We start from the raw sequence: 15504 nt of genomic DNA, 5'->3' as shown, positions 1-15504 counted from the left end.
AGGCCCCTTCTCCAGAGCACGAGGCGACCGCCGCGCACGATTGCTGAAGCGGCACGCTCATCGCTGCCCCCTCAACCAGACCTGGGTGGCGATGTCGTCCTGGCGCTTCTGCTCGCGCCCGGCAGCGTCGCGGTCCAGGCGCTGCTGGCGGCCGTCGGCCGCCTGCTCCAGCGCCATGCGGCGCGTCGAGGCGGCAATCAGTGCCAGGCGTGCGGCGTCCACGTCGGCGTCGTGGCGCGCCAGCACGTCCTGCTGGCGCCGGCCGAGTTCGATCAGCGACTCCTTGTAGGCGGCGCAGTTGGCCGCCAGCACGGCCGCCGGCACGGCGCTGGCGCCGACGCCGACGCACAGCGCGTTCAGCCGTTCGACGGCCTCGGCCTGGCGGCGGCGCTGCGCCTGGCGTTCGGCGAGTTCGGTCTGCAGCCGCTCGGCGTCGCGAGCGCGCAGCTCGGCCAGCCGGCGCACGGCCTGCAGCGAAGCCTGGGCACGGTTCATCGGGTCAGTTCCTCCAGACGTTGCACGCTGTCGGCCAGCGGCGCGGCCTCGCGCGTGCCCTGCTGCAGATAGGCCTCGATCGCCGGATAGGCCTGCACCGCGCGGTCGGTCGCCGGGTCGGCACCGGGCACGTAGGCGCCCAGCGGCAGCAGGTCGCGCACCTGGGCATGGCGCGCGGCCATGCTCTTCAACTGGCGCGCCGCGGCCTGGTGGGCGTGGCTGGTGACCAGCGCCATGCAGCGGCTGATCGACTGGGCGATGTCGATCGCCGGGTAGTGGCCGCGTTCGGCGAGCTCGCGCGACAGCACGATGTGGCCGTCGAGGATGGCGCGCGCGGTGTCGACCACCGGGTCCTGCTGGTCGTCGCCTTCGGCGAGCACGGTGTAGATGGCGCTCATGCTGCCGGCCGGGTTCTCGCCGTTGCCGGCGCTCTCGACGAGCTGCGGCAGGCGGCCGAAGACCGACGGCGGGTAGCCCCGCGTGGCCGGCGGCTCGCCGAGCGCCAGCGCGACCTCGCGCCGCGCCATCGCGTAGCGCGTCAGCGAGTCGACGAGCAGCAGCACGTCCTGGCCCTGGTCGCGAAAGTGCGCGGCGATCGTGTGGCACAACTCGGTGGCGCGCAGCCGCATCAGCGGTGACTCGTCGGCCGGCGCGACGACGACGACCGCGCGGCGCAGCCCGGCTTCGCCGAGCGACAGGTCGATGAACTCGCGCACCTCGCGGCCACGTTCGCCGATCAGGCCGACGACGACGACGTCGGCCACCGTCTGGCGCGTGATCAGTCCGAGCAGCACGCTCTTTCCCACGCCCGAGCCGGCCATCAGGCCGACACGCTGGCCCTTGCCCAGCGTCAGCACGCCGTTGATCGCACGCACGCCGACGTCCAGCGGCGCGTCGACCGGGCGGCGCTTGAGCGGGTTGATGCGCGGCGGGTGCGCCGGCAGCACGTGCTCGCCGCCGAGCCGGCCCTTGCCATCGACGGGCTCGCCGAGGCCGTCGACGATGCGTCCCAGCCACGACGGGCCGATCAGCTGCGTCGTGTCCTCGGCACCGGGCAGCACGCGGGCGCCGGTGCACAGCCCGGTCGCGGGCCGGAACGGCATCAGATAGCTGAGCTCGTTGCGGAAACCGACGACCTGGGCGTCGATCCACTCGCCGCCAACGGTCTCGATGCTGCAGCGGTGGCCGGTGCGCAGCGCGCAGCCAACGCTTTCGAGCAGCAGGCCGCTGGCGCCGACCAGGCGCCCGGTGGGCGTGGCCACCGGCACCTCGGCCAGACGCACGCTCTGCAGCGCGCGCGCGATCATGCGCCGGCCTCTACGTCAGCCTGCGCCTCGGCGGCGGGGCCGGCTTCGGCCGCGCTCTCCAGCAGCTGCGCCCCGACCTGCTCCATCACCGCGTCCAGGCGCTGGCGGCAGCCGGCGTCAGCTTCGCGCTGGGCGCTGCGAACGCGGCATTCGCCGGGTGCCAGCCGCGGGTCGGCGAGCAACTGCCAGCGGCGCGCGGCCTCGGCGTCGACGTCCTCGATGCGGCGCAGGTCCTCGGGATTGAGGCGCACCTCGACGCCGTCGTGCGGCGGCGGCATCGTCGCCAGCGTCTCGTCGACGAGCTTCAGGATCTGCTGCGGCTGCAGCGCGAGTTCGCAGCGCACGACCTGGCGCGCGACGCGGCCGACCAGGTCGACGAGCTCGCGCCGCATCGCCGCCTGGGCCTCGGCCTGCGCGCCCTGAAGCGCCGCCAGCGCGGCTTCCAGCGGTCGCGCGGTTTCGGCGAGCTTGATCTGCAGACGGCGCAGCAGCTCGGCTTCGGCATGCTCGCGCGCCTGTGCCAGCCCGGTGGCCCAGCCGTCCTCGCGCCCCTGGGCGGCACCGGCGTCGTAGCCTTCGCGCCAGCCACGCTGCTGGCCCTCGGCGTAGCCGCGCGCGGCGGCGGCCTGGGCGTCGGCCCCGGCGACAGCCGGCAGCGCCGTGCCGGCAGTCAGCCCGGCCAGCGGCGGGAAGCGATAGGGCCGGGTCCTGCTCATTCGACGACGGCCTCGGCGAACAGCTGGACCTCGATCTCGCCGGCATCGGCGAGCGCCTTCACCTGCGCCATGATCTGCTGGCGCGTCTGCTCGACACGCGACAGCGGCACCGGGCCGCTGCGGCGCATCGTGTCCTCGAAGGCCTGGGCCTGTCGGCGCGGCATCGACTGCAGCACGGCGTCGCGCACCGCGGGCTCGCAGCCCTTGAGCGCCACCGCCCACTGCTCCAGCGGCACGGCCTCGATGATGCGGGTGATGTTGGCTTCGGTCTGGCGCGCCAGGATGCCGAAGTCGTAGAGGCTGACCTCCATCTCGGCGACGACCTCGGGGTCGTGCGCGCGCAGCTGCTCGACCAGCGTCTGGCGCTCGCCGGGCAGGCGGTTGAGGATCTCGGCGGCCTGGCGCAGCCCTTCGACGGCGGTGGCCTGGGTGCTGAAGCTCGCCAGGCAGCGGTCGACCAGCGTGTCCAGGTCGGCGAGCAGCTCGCGGTCGATCTCCTTCAGGCGGGCGACGTTGAGCAGGACACGGTCGCGGCCGTCGGCCGGCAGCGCCTCGACCACCTGGCCGGCCAGCGCCGACGGCAGGAAGGCCAGGAACACGGCCTGCATGCGCACGTGCTCATGGGCGATCTGGTCGGCCAGCCAGCGCGGCGCGGCCCACTGCAGACGCGCCATCTTGGGCCGGATGGCGTCGCCGTACAGCGTGTCCAGCACGCTGCCGGCGACCTCGCGCCCCAGTGCCAGGTCCAGCGAGCGCTGCAGGTACGAGCGCGAGGCACCGTGCACGCCGCTTTGCTCGCGGTAGTCGTCGAAGAAGTGCTGCAGCGACAGGCGCACGGTCTCGACCTTGATGCCGCTCAGGCGCGACATCACCTGCGTCACCTCGAGCAGCTCCTCGCGCGACAGGCAGCGCAGCACCGCCGCCGCGGGCTCCTCGCCCATGCTCAGCAGCACGATCGCGGCGCGTTCGATCGGGGTCGGCGGCGCCACCGAGGCTTCGGTGACGGCGTTACTCGGCTCGGTCATGCTTCTGCACCCACTGTTTGACGACCTCGGCCACGCGCTCGGGCTCCTTGGAGGCGAGCACCTTCAGGTGGTCGACCAGCACGTCGACGGCGGACCCCGGCGGCGGCAGGTCGTAGTTGGCGAGCAGCGGTGCCACCGGCGAACGGCCGGGCAGCGCGGCGGAAGCGGCACCCGACCCGGCCAGCGCTGGCGAGGCTGAGCCGTTGGGGCCGGCGCCCAGCGGCACCAGCGGCGTCGGCGCCGCACTGGCACGCTGCTGCAGCAGGCGCATGCCGGGGCGCACGACGCCGAAGAACAGCATCAGCCCGCCGGCGGCGTAGAGCAGCCAGCCGCCGACGTCGACCCAGAGGTTGCGTTCGCCGTACCAGGGCGTCGGCGCCGGCGGCGCCGGGAAGGGCATCGCCGAGACGGCGAGGCGGTCGCCGCGTTCCTTGTCGATGCCCAGGCCGCTGGTCAGCGTGCGCTCGATGTCGCCCAGTTGCTGCGGCGTCCAGGCGGCGGCGCCGCCGGGCGCGGCACCGCTGGCCAGCACGACGGCGACGTTCAGGCGTTCGAGGCGGCCGCGGCTGCGCTTGATCTGCGTGATGTGGCGGTCGTAGGCGTACTGGCGGGTGCTGGCGTTGCGTTGCGCCTGGCCCGAGGCGTCGGCGCCCGAGGCCGCAGCAGCCACCGCCACCGGGCGGTTGCTCAGCGAGCCGGGCACACCCAGAGCGAGGCCTTGGCGGTCCATCTCCTGGCGCAGCGCCTCGCTGGTGACCTTGGGGTCGGCGCCGTAGACCTCGCGCGTCTCCTGCACGCGGTCGTTGTCGACCTCGGCGGTGACGCTGACGCGGTAGTTGCCGGCGCCGAGCACCGGGCCCAGCAGCTCGTCGACGCCGCGCCGCGTGTCGGCCTCGTAGCGGTGGCGAGCGTCCATGCCGCCGGAGGCCAGGCCTTCGAGGCCTTCTTCGAGGTCGACCCGCGCCGACAGCAGGTTGCCGGCCTGGTCGACGACGCTGACACGCGCGGCGTCGAGGTTGGCGACGCTGCCGGCGACGAGCTTGATCGTCGCGGCGATCTGCTCGGGGTTCAGCGTGCGCCCGGGCTTGGTCGTGACGACGACCGAGGCCGAGCTGCGGTCGTCGGCGACGGTGACGAAGGACGAGCTGCGCGCGATCGCCAGATGCACACGCGCCGAGTCGACGGCGTCCATCGTCATGATGCTCTGCGCCAGCTCGCCTTCGAGGCCGCGGCGGAAACGCACGTCCTGCACGAACTGGCTGACGCCCAGCGGGTCGTCGCGGTCCATCAGCTCCAGCCCGGCGGGCAGGCGCGCGGTGACGCCCTTGGCGGCGAGCAGCATGCGCACGCGGCCGAGATCGGACTCGGGCACCAGCACCTGGCCGCTGTCCGGGTGCACGCGGTAGGGCACGTGCTCGGCGTCGAGCACGGCCATCATGTCGGCGGCCGCGACCTTCTCGCGGGCGCCGAACAGCGGCTTGTAGCTGGACTGGTCGCGCCACTGGAAGGCGACGACCAGCGCGGTCACCGCGGCGGCCGCCAGCAGCAGCGGCGTCAGGCCGCGCAGCAGCCCGGGCGGCAGCGCCGGCAGGCCGCCGGCACGCAGCCGGGCGAACGCGGGACGCAGGGTCGAGACGAGCGGGTTGGCCACGGCGTCGTCCTCAGAGCTGCAGCTTGATCAGTTCGTCCACCGCGCCGGCGACCTTGTTGCGCACCTGCAGCAGCATCGAGAACGACAGGTCGGCCTGCTGGCTGGCGAGCATCGCGCCGACGAGGTCGTTGGAGCGGCCCGAGTCGACGGCGGCAAGCTGCTCCGAGGCGGCGTGTGCCTGGGCGTCGACAGCCTGAAGCACGTCTTTGAGGCTGGAAGCGAAGCCTGCGCCCGCGTCCGTCCCGGGGCCGCGCGCCGGCGCCACGGCCGCCACCGCGCCGAGCTCGGCGCCGTCACCGGCGATCCGGTCGGCCTGAGCCAGGACCGACATCAACATCTGCGACATCCGCACATCCTTGTTTCACCGGCACAGCACCGGCGTCTGACGTTTATTTCGCCCATGCAGCGGCCTGGCCGGCTGGACCTCTTCGAATTCAAATACAGGGATATGCGCTTATCGGCAGGACGTCAGATAACTTGACGACCTTCGCGCATTAGAGTTGTTTTACGCGCCGGCGGCTGTCTTCCATTCCGCTTTCCAGCACGAGAAAAATACAAGAATTAGGAACGATGTTAACGACCGATCCTCGCCCGCAAGCTGGCGAACTGGCCGGCTTTGACACGTCAAACGTTGCCGATGTCCCGACCGTCGAGGCGCGAACGCACACGATCCCGCGCACCGCACGAGGCGGGGCGACGGACGGTTCGGGGCGCGTAATTGACATCGGCATGGTCGTGAAACGGCACGCCACGCGCGGTCGCAGGAGGTCTCCATGGCGCACCGCGCCACGGACGGACCAAGCCAGTCCGCACCTGAGAGGGGAGGTGCGGCGAGGCGGCTTCGCCCGGCGGCCCCGCTGCCCTGCGTCCCTCGTGGGGGGACGGGTAGGCCGGAAGCTTTGCGACCCCGGCTTTCGCTCGGGTGTGCCCTGATGCGCTGCATCGTAAGCGCAAGACCGAGAAAGTTTCCTCCCGTAACACCGGCGTACCCGTGTCGACGTGAATTAGTTCTCTTGTTTATTTCTTGACACCCTCGTTGCGTCGATAAAAACAAATTCTTTTATTGATATGAATGACACAAATGATATTTATGATTTGCACCGAATAGCCAAGCATCAATGACGCAACACCGACTCGAAGCACACAACAAAAATCTAAACATTTCGTCTCCGCAGCCGATGAGAGACTCTTCCGGAAAGAACGGTGAAAGCGCCCGCTTTCCATCCCATTTGCATCCATCGAATGGCGCATAGATTTCTACAATGACCCCGATTCACGCCATGAACCCATGACCGCACCTGCCACGCCCACGCATCGTCCAATCGACGCGACCTCGCTCGGACGCCCCGTGCACCTGCTCGATGCGTTCGCACGGCGCTGGCAATCCGACCTCTCCGGTTGGTTCAGGCGCCAGATCAACCATCGGCAACGCGGCGGCTTCGAGGTGCTGGGGGCCTCGCTGGCGCGGCTCGAGCAGGAGGCCGAGGGCAGCGGCTGGCACTCGTTCGCACTCGCGCGCGGCAGCCTGGTCTGTGGCGCCGACCGCCGGCTGCTTCTGGCACTGATGGCGCGACGCTTCGGCACCGACGCGCCCGCCGAGGACACGACGGCCACCTCGACCGAGGAGCGCCTTGCGGCGCAGCTCGGTGCCGCCTGGTCTGCCCTGGCAGCGCGACGGCTGGACGCCGGTCTGGCCGCCGAGCCGGCGGCGATGGCCGGACCGGCTGGCGGCGTGCCGGTCGCGGCACCGGCACGCGGCACCTGGGTGCTCGACGCGACGATCGCCGAGGCGGGCATGAACGAGCCCGCGCGCCTGCGTGTCGCGCTGGCACCGTCGTGGCTGGAGCGCCTGTGGACGCAGCTCGCCATCGAGCGGCTGCCGTCCAGCGCCCAGGCCACCGTTGCACCGCTGGCCACGCGGCTGGAGTTCCGGCTCGTCGCCCAGCTGCTCGAGAAGCAGCTGCCGCTGTCCGACGTCGCCGCGCTGAAGGTCGGCGACGTGCTCCCGATCACGCTCGGCGAGGCCGACGCCCTGGTCGACGGCCTGCGCCTGTTCAAGGCCCGCGTCGCCGAGCACGACGGCCGGCTGTGCCTGACCTGTTTCTCCGATTCCGAATGAAAGCCACGACGATGAGCGAACCGCTTCCGATCGACCCGCTGGACACGCTGGACCTCGACGCCGACCCGGTGCCCGAGGCGCCCGCGCCGAGGCGCAAGCTGGCGCAGCTGATGCGCAAGATCCCGGTGACGCTGACGCTGGAAGTCGGCTCGGCGCGCATCTCGCTGGACGAGCTGAGCCGCATCCGCTCCGACAGCGTCGTGCCGCTGGACACGCTGGCCGGCGAGCCGCTGACGATCAAGGTCAACGGCACGACCATCGGCCGCGCCGAAGTCGTCGTCACCGGCGACAAGTACGGGCTGAAGGTCGTCGAGGTCTCGGACCTGGATCTCGGGCTGCCCGAGGCATGAGCCTCACCCCGGGCTCCCCGCGCTGGGGCCGCGCGGCGCGCTGGGCGCTGGCCGCCGGGCTGCTGGTGGCCGGCGCCTCGGCGCTGGCGGCCAATGGCGTGCCGGTGCTCAGCACGACGACCCGCGGCGCGACCACCGACTTCACGGTGAAGACCCAGGTCGTCATCCTGATGACGCTGCTGGGGCTGCTGCCGGCGCTCGTCCTGATGATGACCAGCTTCACGCGCTTCGTCATCGTGCTGGCGCTGCTGCGCCAGGCGCTGGGGCTGCAGCAGGGGCTGCCCAACCGCATCATCACCGGCGTCGCGCTGATCCTCACCTGCCTGGTGATGCGCCCGGTCGGCGACAAGGTCTGGACCGAGGCGCTGGTGCCCTACGACGAGGAGCGCATCGGCATGAGCGAGGCGCTGGAGCGCGCCGCGCAGCCGGTGTCGGCCTTCATGCTGGCGCAGACCAGCAAGACCGCGCTGGCGCAGATCTCGCGGCTGGCCGGCGAGCCGCCGGTGGCCCAGCCCGAGGAACACGCCTTCACCGTCAAGCTCGCGGCCTTCGTGCTCAGCGAGCTGAAGACCGCGTTCCAGATCGGCTGCATGTTGTTCATCCCCTTCCTGGTCATCGATCTCGTCGTGTCCTCGCTGCTGATGGCGATGGGCATGATGATGCTGTCGCCGCTCGTGATCTCGCTGCCGCTGAAGCTGCTGCTGTTCGTGCTCGTCGACGGCTGGACGCTGACCGTGGACACGCTGGTCACCAGCATCCAGAGGTTCTAGGAGCGGCGGCGATGATGACCCCGGAGATCGCCGCCGACCTCGTCAGCGAGGCGCTGGGCCTGGTGACACGCATGGTCGCGGTGCTGGTCGTGCCCGGGTTGCTGGTCGGCCTGTTGGTGGCGCTGTTCCAGGCCGCGACGCAGATCAACGAGCAGACGCTGAGCTTCCTGCCGCGGCTGCTGGCGACGCTGCTCGTCATCGCGTTGGCCGGGCGCTGGCTGGTCGGCTCGATGATGGACTTCTGCATCTCGGTCTTCCAGCGCGCGGCGACGCTGGTGGGCTGAGGACGCACGAGACGATGGAGGCAATCTACGGCCAGTGGCTGGACCTGATCGGCCAGCTCTGGTGGCCCTTCTGCCGCGTGCTCGCGTTCCTGGCGGCCACCGCGATCCTCGGCGACGCGATGCTGCCGCTGACCGTGCGCGTGCTGCTGTCGCTGGTGATGGCGGTGGTGCTGCTGCCGATCGCCACGCCGGCCCAGCCGATCGACCCGTTCTCGCTGGCCGGCGTCGCCGCGACCTTCGAGCAGGTGCTCATCGGCGTGGTGCTGGGGCTGGCCTTCCACCTCGTCACCGCGGTGCTGGCGATGCTGGGCTACCTGGCGTCGTCGCAGATCGGCCTGGCGATGGCGGTGATGAACGACCCGATGAACGGCGAGTCCTCCGACGTCGTCTCCAGCCTGCTGCACGTGCTCGGCATCCTGGTCTTCTTTGCCATCGACGGCCACCTCGTCGTCGCTGGTGTCGCCGGCGCCAGCTTCAAGGCCTGGCCGGTGGGCGGCGGGCTGGCCGGGCTGTCGCTGCAGGCGCTGCCGCTGGCCGTGGCCTGGGTGTTCTCGGCGGCGATGCTGCTGGCGCTGCCGCTGGTGTTGGCGGCGCTGGTCGTGCAGATCGGCCTGGGCCTGCTGAACCGCGTCTCGCCGGCACTGAACCTGTACTCGCTGGGTTTCGCCGTCGTCACCTGCTTCGGCCTGCTGATGCTGGTGGCGCTGGTGCGCCACCTGCCCGAGCACTACCTGGCGATGATGCAGCGTGTGCTCGACCTGATCGAACACGGCCTGAGGACCCGCCATGGCTGACAACAGCACCGGCGACAAGACCGAGAAGGCCACGCCGCAGAAGCTGCGCAAGGCCCGCGAGCAGGGCCAGGTGCCGCGCTCGCGCGACTGGGCGACGGCCGCCGGCATCGTCGTCGGGCTGCAGGTCTTCGTGATGCTGCTGCCGGGTTACCTGGCCGACTTCCGCCTGCTGTTCGGCGCCGCCTTCGTGCCGCTGGACGGCGACGGCGCGCTCGCCGAGACCTGGTCGACGCTGTTCAAGACCTCGATCCTGCTGCTGCTGAAGATGGTGCTGCCGCTGGTGGCGGTGCCGCTGCTGGCGGTCGTCGCCGGCCTGGTGCCCGGCGGCTGGGTGGCGAGCTCGAAGAACCTGGAGCCCAAGCCCGAGCGCCTGAACCCGGCGAGCAACCTGGGCCGGCTGTTCGGCGCGCGCCACTGGGCCGAGTTCGCCGGCTCGCTGCTGAAGACGCTGGCGCTGGTGGCCGTGCTCTGGCACGTCGCCAGCACCGCGCCCGAGGACTACCTGCGGCTGCAGGGCATGACGCTGGACCGCGCGCTCGCCGACGGCCTGGCGCTGGCTCGCGGCGGCATCCTGGCGCTGGTCGCGGTCTTCGTGCTCTTCGCGCTGATCGACCTGCCGCTGCAGACCTTCCTCTTCCGCCGCCAGCAGCGCATGAGCAAGCAGGAGGTGAAGGAAGAGCACAAGACCACCGAAGGTCGGCCCGAGGTGCGCCAGCGCATCCGCCAGCTGCAGCGCCAGTTCGCGCAGCGCAGCGTGCGCAAGGCCGTGCCCGGCGCCGACGCGGTGATCGTCAACCCCGAGCACTACGCCGTGGCGCTGAAGTACGACGAACGCCGCGCCCAGGCGCCCTTCGTCGTCGCCAAGGGCGTCGACGAGATGGCGCTGTACATCCGCCGCGTCGCCGCCGAACACGGCGTGCAGGTCGTCGAGGCGCCGCCGCTGGCCCGTGCGATCTACCACACCAGCCAGGTGAACCAGCAGGTGCCGGCGGCGCTGTACCGCGCCGTGGCGCTGGTGCTGGGCTACGTGATGCAGCTGCAGGCCTTCCGCGACGGCCGCCGCGTGCGCCGCCCCGAACTGCCCGACGACCTGCCGGTGCCGCCGCACCTGGCCGAGACCCCGACCCGATGAGCAACACCCCCACCCAGACCCTGCTGGCCGCGCTCAAGCGCAACCGCCTCGCCGCGCCGGTCTTCCTGCTGGCCATCCTGGCGATGGTCGTGCTGCCGCTGCCGCCGCTGCTGCTGGACGTGCTGTTCACGTTCAACATCGTGCTCGCGGTGATCGTCGTGCTGGTCGCGGTGACGACGCAGCGGCCGCTGGACTTCGCCGTCTTCCCGACGATCATCCTGACGACGACGCTGATGCGGCTGACGCTCAACGTCGCCTCGACGCGCGTCGTGCTGCTCAACGGCCACGAGGGCACGCACGCCGCCGGCCGCGTCATCGAGAGCTTCGGCAACGTCGTCATCGGCGGCAACTTCGTCGTCGGCATCGTCGTCTTCGTGATCCTGATGATCATCAACTTCGTCGTCGTGACGAAGGGCGCCGAACGCATCTCCGAGGTCTCGGCGCGGTTCACGCTGGACGCGCTGCCGGGCAAGCAGATGGCGATCGACGCCGACCTGAACGCCGGCCTGATCAACCAGGAGAAGGCGCAGGCGCGGCGGCGCGAGGTCGGCTCGGAGGCCGACTTCTACGGCGCGATGGACGGCGCGTCGAAGTTCGTGCGCGGCGACGCCATCGCCGGCATCCTGATCCTGCTGATCAACATGATCGGCGGCGTCGCCATCGGCGCCTGGATGCACGGCCTGCCGCTGGCCGAAGCCTTCCGCACCTACGCGCTGCTGACGATCGGCGACGGCCTCGTGGCGCAGATCCCGGCGCTGCTGCTGTCGGCGGCGGCGGCGATCATCGTCACGCGCGTCAGCGACTCGGGCGACGTCGAGCAGCAGATCGGCCGCCAGCTGCTGGCCTCGCCGCCGGTGCTGTACGGCGCCGCCGGCGTGATGCTGGCGCTGGCCGCGATCCCCGGCATGCCCTGGCCGACCTTCGTCGGCTTCGCCGCCGTGCTGGGCTTCGTCGCCTGGCGCATGGCGCGCCGCTCGGTGGTGGCCCCGGCCGACGACACCGCCAAGGCGGTGGAGGAAGCCCTCGTCGCCGAGCGCGAGGCCGAGATCGACTGGCCCTCGCTGCCGGTGGTCGAGCCGGTGTCGGTGACCGTCGGCTATCGCCTCGCGGCGCTGGTCGACCCGGCGCAGGGCGCGCCGCTGGCCAAGCGGCTCAAGGGCGTGCGCCAGACGATGAGCGAGCAGCTCGGCCTGGTGCTGCCGCGCCTGGGCGCACGCGACGACCTGTCGCTGCGGCCGACGCAGTACGCGGTGCTGCTGGGCGGCACGCCGATCGCGACCGCCGAGATCGTGCCCGACCGGCTGATGGCCCTGCCCTCGCCGCAGACCTACGGCGAGCTCGACGGCGTGCCCGGCATCGAGCCGGCCTACCAGCTGCCGGTGACCTGGATCGAGCCCGAGCAGAAGGCCCATGCGCTGGGCCTGGGCTACCAGGTCGTCGAGCCGGCCGGCGTCGTCGCGACGCACGTCTCCAAGCTCGTGCGCGACCACCTCGGCGAGCTGCTGCGCCACGAGGACGTGCCGGCGCTGGTCGAACGCTGCGGCGCGCTGGCACCCAAGCTCGCCGCGGCGCTGGAGAAGGCCTACACGCACAGCCAGCTGCTGAAGGTGTTCCGGCTGCTGCTGGCCGAGAACGTGTCGATCAAGGACATCGTGCCGATCGCCACGACGCTGCTGGAGAACGCCGAGACGACCAAGGACCCGGTGCTGCTGGCCGCCGAGGTGCGTTGCACGCTGCGCCGGCAGATCGTCAACGCCATTGCCGGCCCGGGGCCGACGATGCGCGCCTTCAGCCTCGGCGCGGACCTGGAGAACTTGCTGCTGGGCGCACTGAACAATGCCCGTCAGGGTGGCGCCAAGGTCGCGCTGGACAACTTCCCGGTCGACCCGAAGCTGCTGTCGCAGCTGCAGACGCACATGCCGATGGTGCTGGAGCAGATGAAGCAGCTCGCCGCCGCGCCGGTGCTGCTGGTGATGCCGCAGATCCGGCCGCTGCTGGCGCGCTACGCGCGGCTGTTCGCGCCCGGGCTGGCGGTGCTGTCGTACAACGAGATCCCGGAGTCGCGGGAGGTCAGCGTCATCGGGACTCTCGGCTGAGCCTCCCGACCCCGTCGCCGTCGGCGGCACCGGCATCGGCCTGCACCAGCGCCAGCACGACCTCGGTCGCCGCGGCGAACAGCGACGGCGGCAGCAGCGAACCCACCGGCAGCACGCCGACCGGCACCGCACCGGCGCCGGCGGCCAGGCCGCCAACCTGCACGCGGCAGCGCAGCAGCACGATGCCGGCGTCGCGCAGGCCCGCGGCCAGCGCCGGCAGCGCTCGTTTGAGTGCCGGCAGCGTCTCGCGCCGCACGCAGGCCAGCCCCAGCCACAGCCCGCCGACACCGAGCTGCAGATGCGCCGCGACACGCCCCAGCCGCGGCAGGTCGACGACGAGCAGCAGGGCCGGCGCGCGCCGCAGTCCCGGCGGCGGGGGCGCCGCGTCCTCTCCGTCCGTGGGCAGAGGGATCGTCAGCGCCAGCGGAAGACCCAGCCACGTCGCCGGCCACGGCGGCAGCGGCGGCTGCGGCGCGGCCAGCGCCCCGGGCGCCTCGCCGGCGGCAAACCGCAGGCGCTGGGCGATGCCGGCGCGCCAGGCCACGGCCAGCGCCGCGGCGTCGTCCGGCGCGGCACCACGCACCTGGCTCAGGGCCAGCGGGTCGAATTGCCAGCCCGGCGGTGTCGCGCCCGGCATCGCGCCGCGGGCGGCCAGGCGCAGCCTCGCGCCGGTCTCGACGACCTCGAAGCTCAGCACGTCGCCGACGACCACGCCTTGCGGCAGTTCGACGATCGCCGGCTGCACGCCCGGCATCGTGGACGCCGTCGGCAGCGGTGGGGTCACGGCACCGGCCAGCGCAGCAGCGGCGGCCGGCGCTTCGCGGCCCCGCAGAGCGGCGGCGTCGAAGGCGATCGGAGCGACGGCGCTCAGCCGGGACCAGGACATATCCACCTCTGCGAGCTGCGGGTCTGTCCCGCGCACCGATTGAGGGCGACCTGCCGGCTATGCGGCTTAAACCCTGCGACGTCTCCTGCCGCCCGGCGGCCGTGGCTCGCTGTGACCTCCGACCGCCGGCCAACCCTCACAGCCAAAGCTCACGAACCAAGCAAGGCAACACGTCCGCGAGCAACGGCGCAAGAGCGGGCCGCCGGGGCTTTGGTGGGAGGTTACGGCCTGAAGCGAGGGCCTTCTTGGGGCTCGCGGGCGGCGTCATGACCGCGCACAAACGCGACGACCGCATCTCGCGATGGCTGGTGCAGCTCACCGCGCGCGTGGGCTGGCAGAAGGCGGTCGTGGCCATGGCCAACAAGAACGCCCGCATCCTCAGGGCGGTGCTCGCCAAGGGCCAGCGCTTCGATCCCGACCACGTCAGCAGCAAACCCGGCGGCGCGGCCGCCGCCTGCTGACGCGGTCGGCCCCGACCGCACCGATTTCCTCCAGGCGTGCGCCAGTAGATGCATCACACAGGTCAGACCGGCGGCGGGCAAACTCGGCTAACCCAATGTCGCGCCACAGGCGTCGACGACGAGCGAATGGAGCCCCGCCGAGCGGTTCGTATCTGGGCCCGCACGGGCACCCCGTGCAACAAGGCCGTCTGTAGATGTGCAGTCTGTTCCCTGTGCCGATGCAGCATCGTGGCACACGCCATTACAGGAAGACGAATGACCGGAGCCATCATGCGTTGACTCGGCGGGAAGTCCCTGTAGAGGGGTTAGGCGTCGCCGGCAGTTGTGCCTTCCTGACCTGAGTTGGCGGCCAAGAACGCTTCAAGCGACTCGATGATGCTGGAGCGCTTCTCGTAAAGCGCGTTCAGGCGAGGTTCCCATGGTGAGGGCTCAACTGCTGCCAGGAGGTTTGCCGCGGTAGCGCCGCGGGCGACGGCCTCCTGTCGTTTCGCCTTGAAGTCGGCGTGACGCAGCTCAAGTGCGTGTATTTCATGCTGATACTGGGCCAAGAGCTCAGAGAAGGCCGTGAACTTCGCGGCGGTTTCTTGGGCGTTTGCAGAGCGTTCAAACTGCTTGCGACTATCGACCAGTTCTCGATGCTGCAACGCAATCTCTTCGCGTTGCTGAAGTATCGTAATCAGAAGACCGGCAAAAGTCAGCCCGGTAAAGAGCGCGTTCACGGCCCCGAAGCTGTCGCCGAATTTTCCAAGGTCGTCCCTCCACGTGACGCCAAAGACGCAGAAGACGAAAGCAGCGTATGAGCCAAAGAGCAGGAGGGGGGCTGCGGCGATGGCGGCGAAGGCGAGAAGTCGCTTGATAGTCGGGGTCATCTGTTGCAAATGAAGAAATCGAGCAAGTGCATGCTCTGCGACGCCTAACGAAGCTGTAGAAACACCCCGCCACGGCGGCAGCCGGCCTGACCGGCGGGGCATGCCGCACCAGCGCCGTTGATCTGTCTCTTCATGCGCCTCCCTCGGCGTCCTGTGTTCGCCGCAGCCTATCGACGGGGCATGAGGCTTGCAAGCTCTGCCGTCATCCTCCCGACCGTCACCGCGATGGCCCGATACCGCCCCGTCGACAACCAGCCGTGTTTTCTGCCGGTGGTGCTGGCCGAGCAGTTGCTGCCCGGCTCCTTCGAGTTCGCGCTCAACCACCTGGTCGACTCCGGCGCGGTGCCGCTGGACGCGTTCGACGCCTTCTATCGCAACAACGAGACGGGAGCGCCTGCGGTCTCGCCGGCCGTGCTGCTCAAGGTCGTGTTGCTGGGCACTCCCGCGGCCTGGTCTCCAGCCGCACCATCGCCTCGGCCTGCGAGCGCCACGTCACCTTCATCGCCCTGTGCGGCACGGACGCGCCGCACTTCACGACCATCGCGCGCT

At 70.9% G+C, this 15504-nt stretch carries 15 protein-coding genes, 2 pseudogenes and 1 riboswitch; of the genes and pseudogenes, 9 read left to right on the top strand and 8 right to left on the bottom strand.

Going from position 1 to position 15504, the window contains the following annotated elements:
- Positions 1 to 57: 57 nt before the first annotated feature.
- The 6 genes from G5B56_RS14435 to G5B56_RS14410 are packed head-to-tail and all read right to left on the bottom strand — an operon-like array spanning position 58 to position 5540.
- A complete protein-coding gene (locus G5B56_RS14435) occupies positions 58 to 495 on the bottom strand; it encodes a flagellar FliJ family protein (protein WP_164963662.1) in 438 nt (145 codons plus the stop codon).
- Positions 492 to 1802 carry a flagellar protein export ATPase FliI gene (fliI, locus tag G5B56_RS14430; protein WP_164963661.1) on the bottom strand — a complete coding sequence of 437 codons (1311 nt, stop codon included), beginning with the start codon at positions 1800 to 1802 and terminating at the stop codon, positions 492 to 494. Before fliI ends, G5B56_RS14435 begins: the two co-directional genes overlap by 4 nt.
- On the bottom strand, positions 1799 to 2518 hold the full coding sequence (fliH, locus tag G5B56_RS14425) for a flagellar assembly protein FliH (protein WP_164963660.1): 720 nt from the start codon (positions 2516 to 2518) through the stop codon (positions 1799 to 1801). Before fliH ends, fliI begins: the two co-directional genes overlap by 4 nt.
- Positions 2515 to 3543, bottom strand: a complete 1029-nt coding sequence (locus G5B56_RS14420; RefSeq protein WP_164963659.1) for a flagellar motor switch protein FliG — start codon at positions 3541 to 3543, stop codon at positions 2515 to 2517. Before G5B56_RS14420 ends, fliH begins: the two co-directional genes overlap by 4 nt.
- The gene (fliF, locus tag G5B56_RS14415; RefSeq protein WP_164963658.1) at positions 3527 to 5194 is read right to left on the bottom strand and encodes a flagellar basal-body MS-ring/collar protein FliF; all 1668 of its coding nucleotides are present in this window, start codon (positions 5192 to 5194) and stop codon (positions 3527 to 3529) included. Before fliF ends, G5B56_RS14420 begins: the two co-directional genes overlap by 17 nt.
- A 10-nt stretch (positions 5195 to 5204) precedes the next feature.
- On the bottom strand, positions 5205 to 5540 hold the full coding sequence (locus G5B56_RS14410; RefSeq protein WP_164963657.1) for a flagellar hook-basal body complex protein FliE: 336 nt from the start codon (positions 5538 to 5540) through the stop codon (positions 5205 to 5207).
- 498 nt (positions 5541 to 6038) lie between these two features.
- Positions 6039 to 6133, bottom strand: a riboswitch (cyclic di-GMP riboswitch).
- 349 nt (positions 6134 to 6482) lie between these two features.
- On the opposite strand from G5B56_RS14410, the gene G5B56_RS14405 reads away from it, so the two are divergent.
- Genes G5B56_RS14405 through G5B56_RS14375 form a run of 7 tightly spaced genes read left to right on the top strand, consistent with a single transcriptional unit; the run spans position 6483 to position 12739 of the window.
- Positions 6483 to 7313, top strand: a complete 831-nt coding sequence (locus G5B56_RS14405; RefSeq protein WP_164963656.1) for a FliM/FliN family flagellar motor switch protein — start codon at positions 6483 to 6485, stop codon at positions 7311 to 7313.
- A gap of 11 nt (positions 7314 to 7324) precedes the next feature.
- A complete protein-coding gene (locus tag G5B56_RS14400; protein ID WP_164963655.1) occupies positions 7325 to 7663 on the top strand; it encodes a FliM/FliN family flagellar motor switch protein in 339 nt (112 codons plus the stop codon).
- Positions 7660 to 8433 (top strand): flagellar type III secretion system pore protein FliP, encoded by a 774-nt coding sequence (gene fliP / locus G5B56_RS14395; RefSeq protein ID WP_164963654.1) that lies wholly within the window; start codon positions 7660 to 7662, stop codon positions 8431 to 8433. Before G5B56_RS14400 ends, fliP begins: the two co-directional genes overlap by 4 nt.
- 11 nt (positions 8434 to 8444) lie before the next feature.
- Positions 8445 to 8717, top strand: a complete 273-nt coding sequence (gene fliQ, locus G5B56_RS14390) for a flagellar biosynthesis protein FliQ (RefSeq protein ID WP_164963653.1) — start codon at positions 8445 to 8447, stop codon at positions 8715 to 8717.
- Between the two features lie 14 nt (positions 8718 to 8731).
- Entirely contained in the window at positions 8732 to 9511 is a 780-nt protein-coding gene (locus tag G5B56_RS14385; protein ID WP_164963652.1) for a flagellar biosynthetic protein FliR, read from the top strand.
- Complete coding sequence (locus G5B56_RS14380) at positions 9504 to 10643, top strand: flagellar biosynthesis protein FlhB (RefSeq protein WP_164963651.1); 1140 nt, start codon at positions 9504 to 9506, stop codon at positions 10641 to 10643. Before G5B56_RS14385 ends, G5B56_RS14380 begins: the two co-directional genes overlap by 8 nt.
- On the top strand, positions 10640 to 12739 hold the full coding sequence (locus G5B56_RS14375; RefSeq protein WP_164963650.1) for a flagellar biosynthesis protein FlhA: 2100 nt from the start codon (positions 10640 to 10642) through the stop codon (positions 12737 to 12739). Before G5B56_RS14380 ends, G5B56_RS14375 begins: the two co-directional genes overlap by 4 nt.
- Here G5B56_RS14375 and G5B56_RS14370 read toward each other — a convergent pair.
- Positions 12720 to 13625 (bottom strand): hypothetical protein, encoded by a 906-nt coding sequence (locus G5B56_RS14370; RefSeq protein ID WP_206023528.1) that lies wholly within the window; start codon positions 13623 to 13625, stop codon positions 12720 to 12722. The genes G5B56_RS14375 and G5B56_RS14370 overlap by 20 nt on opposite strands.
- 257 nt (positions 13626 to 13882) lie before the next feature.
- Here G5B56_RS14370 and G5B56_RS14365 point away from each other — a divergent pair.
- Positions 13883 to 14086, top strand: a pseudogene (locus G5B56_RS14365) (IS110 family transposase); the annotation flags it as partial.
- Positions 14087 to 14391: 305 nt separating this feature from the next.
- Here G5B56_RS14365 and G5B56_RS19805 read toward each other — a convergent pair.
- Positions 14392 to 15279 (bottom strand): hypothetical protein, encoded by an 888-nt coding sequence (locus tag G5B56_RS19805; protein ID WP_206023534.1) that lies wholly within the window; start codon positions 15277 to 15279, stop codon positions 14392 to 14394.
- Here G5B56_RS19805 and G5B56_RS19905 point away from each other — a divergent pair.
- Positions 15213 to 15491: pseudogene (locus G5B56_RS19905) on the top strand (hypothetical protein); the annotation flags it as partial. The gene G5B56_RS19805 and the pseudogene G5B56_RS19905 sit on opposite strands and share 67 nt — an antisense overlap.
- Positions 15492 to 15504 lie beyond the last annotated feature (13 nt).

The sequence above is a fragment of the Rubrivivax sp. JA1026 genome, from assembly GCF_011065555.1.
Taxonomy (GTDB): Bacteria; Pseudomonadota; Gammaproteobacteria; order Burkholderiales; family Burkholderiaceae_C; genus Rubrivivax; species Rubrivivax benzoatilyticus.
The sequence above is the reverse complement of the archived record's forward strand: the minus strand, read 5'-3'. Positions and strand labels throughout refer to the sequence as shown.

What these genes read in the sequence shown, in the direction of transcription:
- fliQ (WP_164963653.1), top strand. Translation starts at nt 8,445, where the DNA reads ATGATGACCCCGGAGATCGCCGCCGACCTCGTCAGCGAGGCGCTGGGC.
- G5B56_RS14385 (WP_164963652.1), top strand. Translation starts at nt 8,732, where the DNA reads ATGGAGGCAATCTACGGCCAGTGGCTGGACCTGATCGGCCAGCTCTGG.
- fliH (WP_164963660.1), bottom strand. Translation starts at nt 2,518, where the DNA reads ATGAGCAGGACCCGGCCCTATCGCTTCCCGCCGCTGGCCGGGCTGACT.
- G5B56_RS14410 (WP_164963657.1), bottom strand. Translation starts at nt 5,540, where the DNA reads ATGTCGCAGATGTTGATGTCGGTCCTGGCTCAGGCCGACCGGATCGCC.
- G5B56_RS14370 (WP_206023528.1), bottom strand. Translation starts at nt 13,625, where the DNA reads ATGTCCTGGTCCCGGCTGAGCGCCGTCGCTCCGATCGCCTTCGACGCC.
- G5B56_RS14380 (WP_164963651.1), top strand. Translation starts at nt 9,504, where the DNA reads ATGGCTGACAACAGCACCGGCGACAAGACCGAGAAGGCCACGCCGCAG.
- G5B56_RS14400 (WP_164963655.1), top strand. Translation starts at nt 7,325, where the DNA reads ATGAGCGAACCGCTTCCGATCGACCCGCTGGACACGCTGGACCTCGAC.
- G5B56_RS14435 (WP_164963662.1), bottom strand. Translation starts at nt 495, where the DNA reads ATGAACCGTGCCCAGGCTTCGCTGCAGGCCGTGCGCCGGCTGGCCGAG.
- G5B56_RS14405 (WP_164963656.1), top strand. Translation starts at nt 6,483, where the DNA reads ATGACCGCACCTGCCACGCCCACGCATCGTCCAATCGACGCGACCTCG.
- G5B56_RS14420 (WP_164963659.1), bottom strand. Translation starts at nt 3,543, where the DNA reads ATGACCGAGCCGAGTAACGCCGTCACCGAAGCCTCGGTGGCGCCGCCG.
- fliI (WP_164963661.1), bottom strand. Translation starts at nt 1,802, where the DNA reads ATGATCGCGCGCGCGCTGCAGAGCGTGCGTCTGGCCGAGGTGCCGGTG.
- fliP (WP_164963654.1), top strand. Translation starts at nt 7,660, where the DNA reads ATGAGCCTCACCCCGGGCTCCCCGCGCTGGGGCCGCGCGGCGCGCTGG.
- G5B56_RS14375 (WP_164963650.1), top strand. Translation starts at nt 10,640, where the DNA reads ATGAGCAACACCCCCACCCAGACCCTGCTGGCCGCGCTCAAGCGCAAC.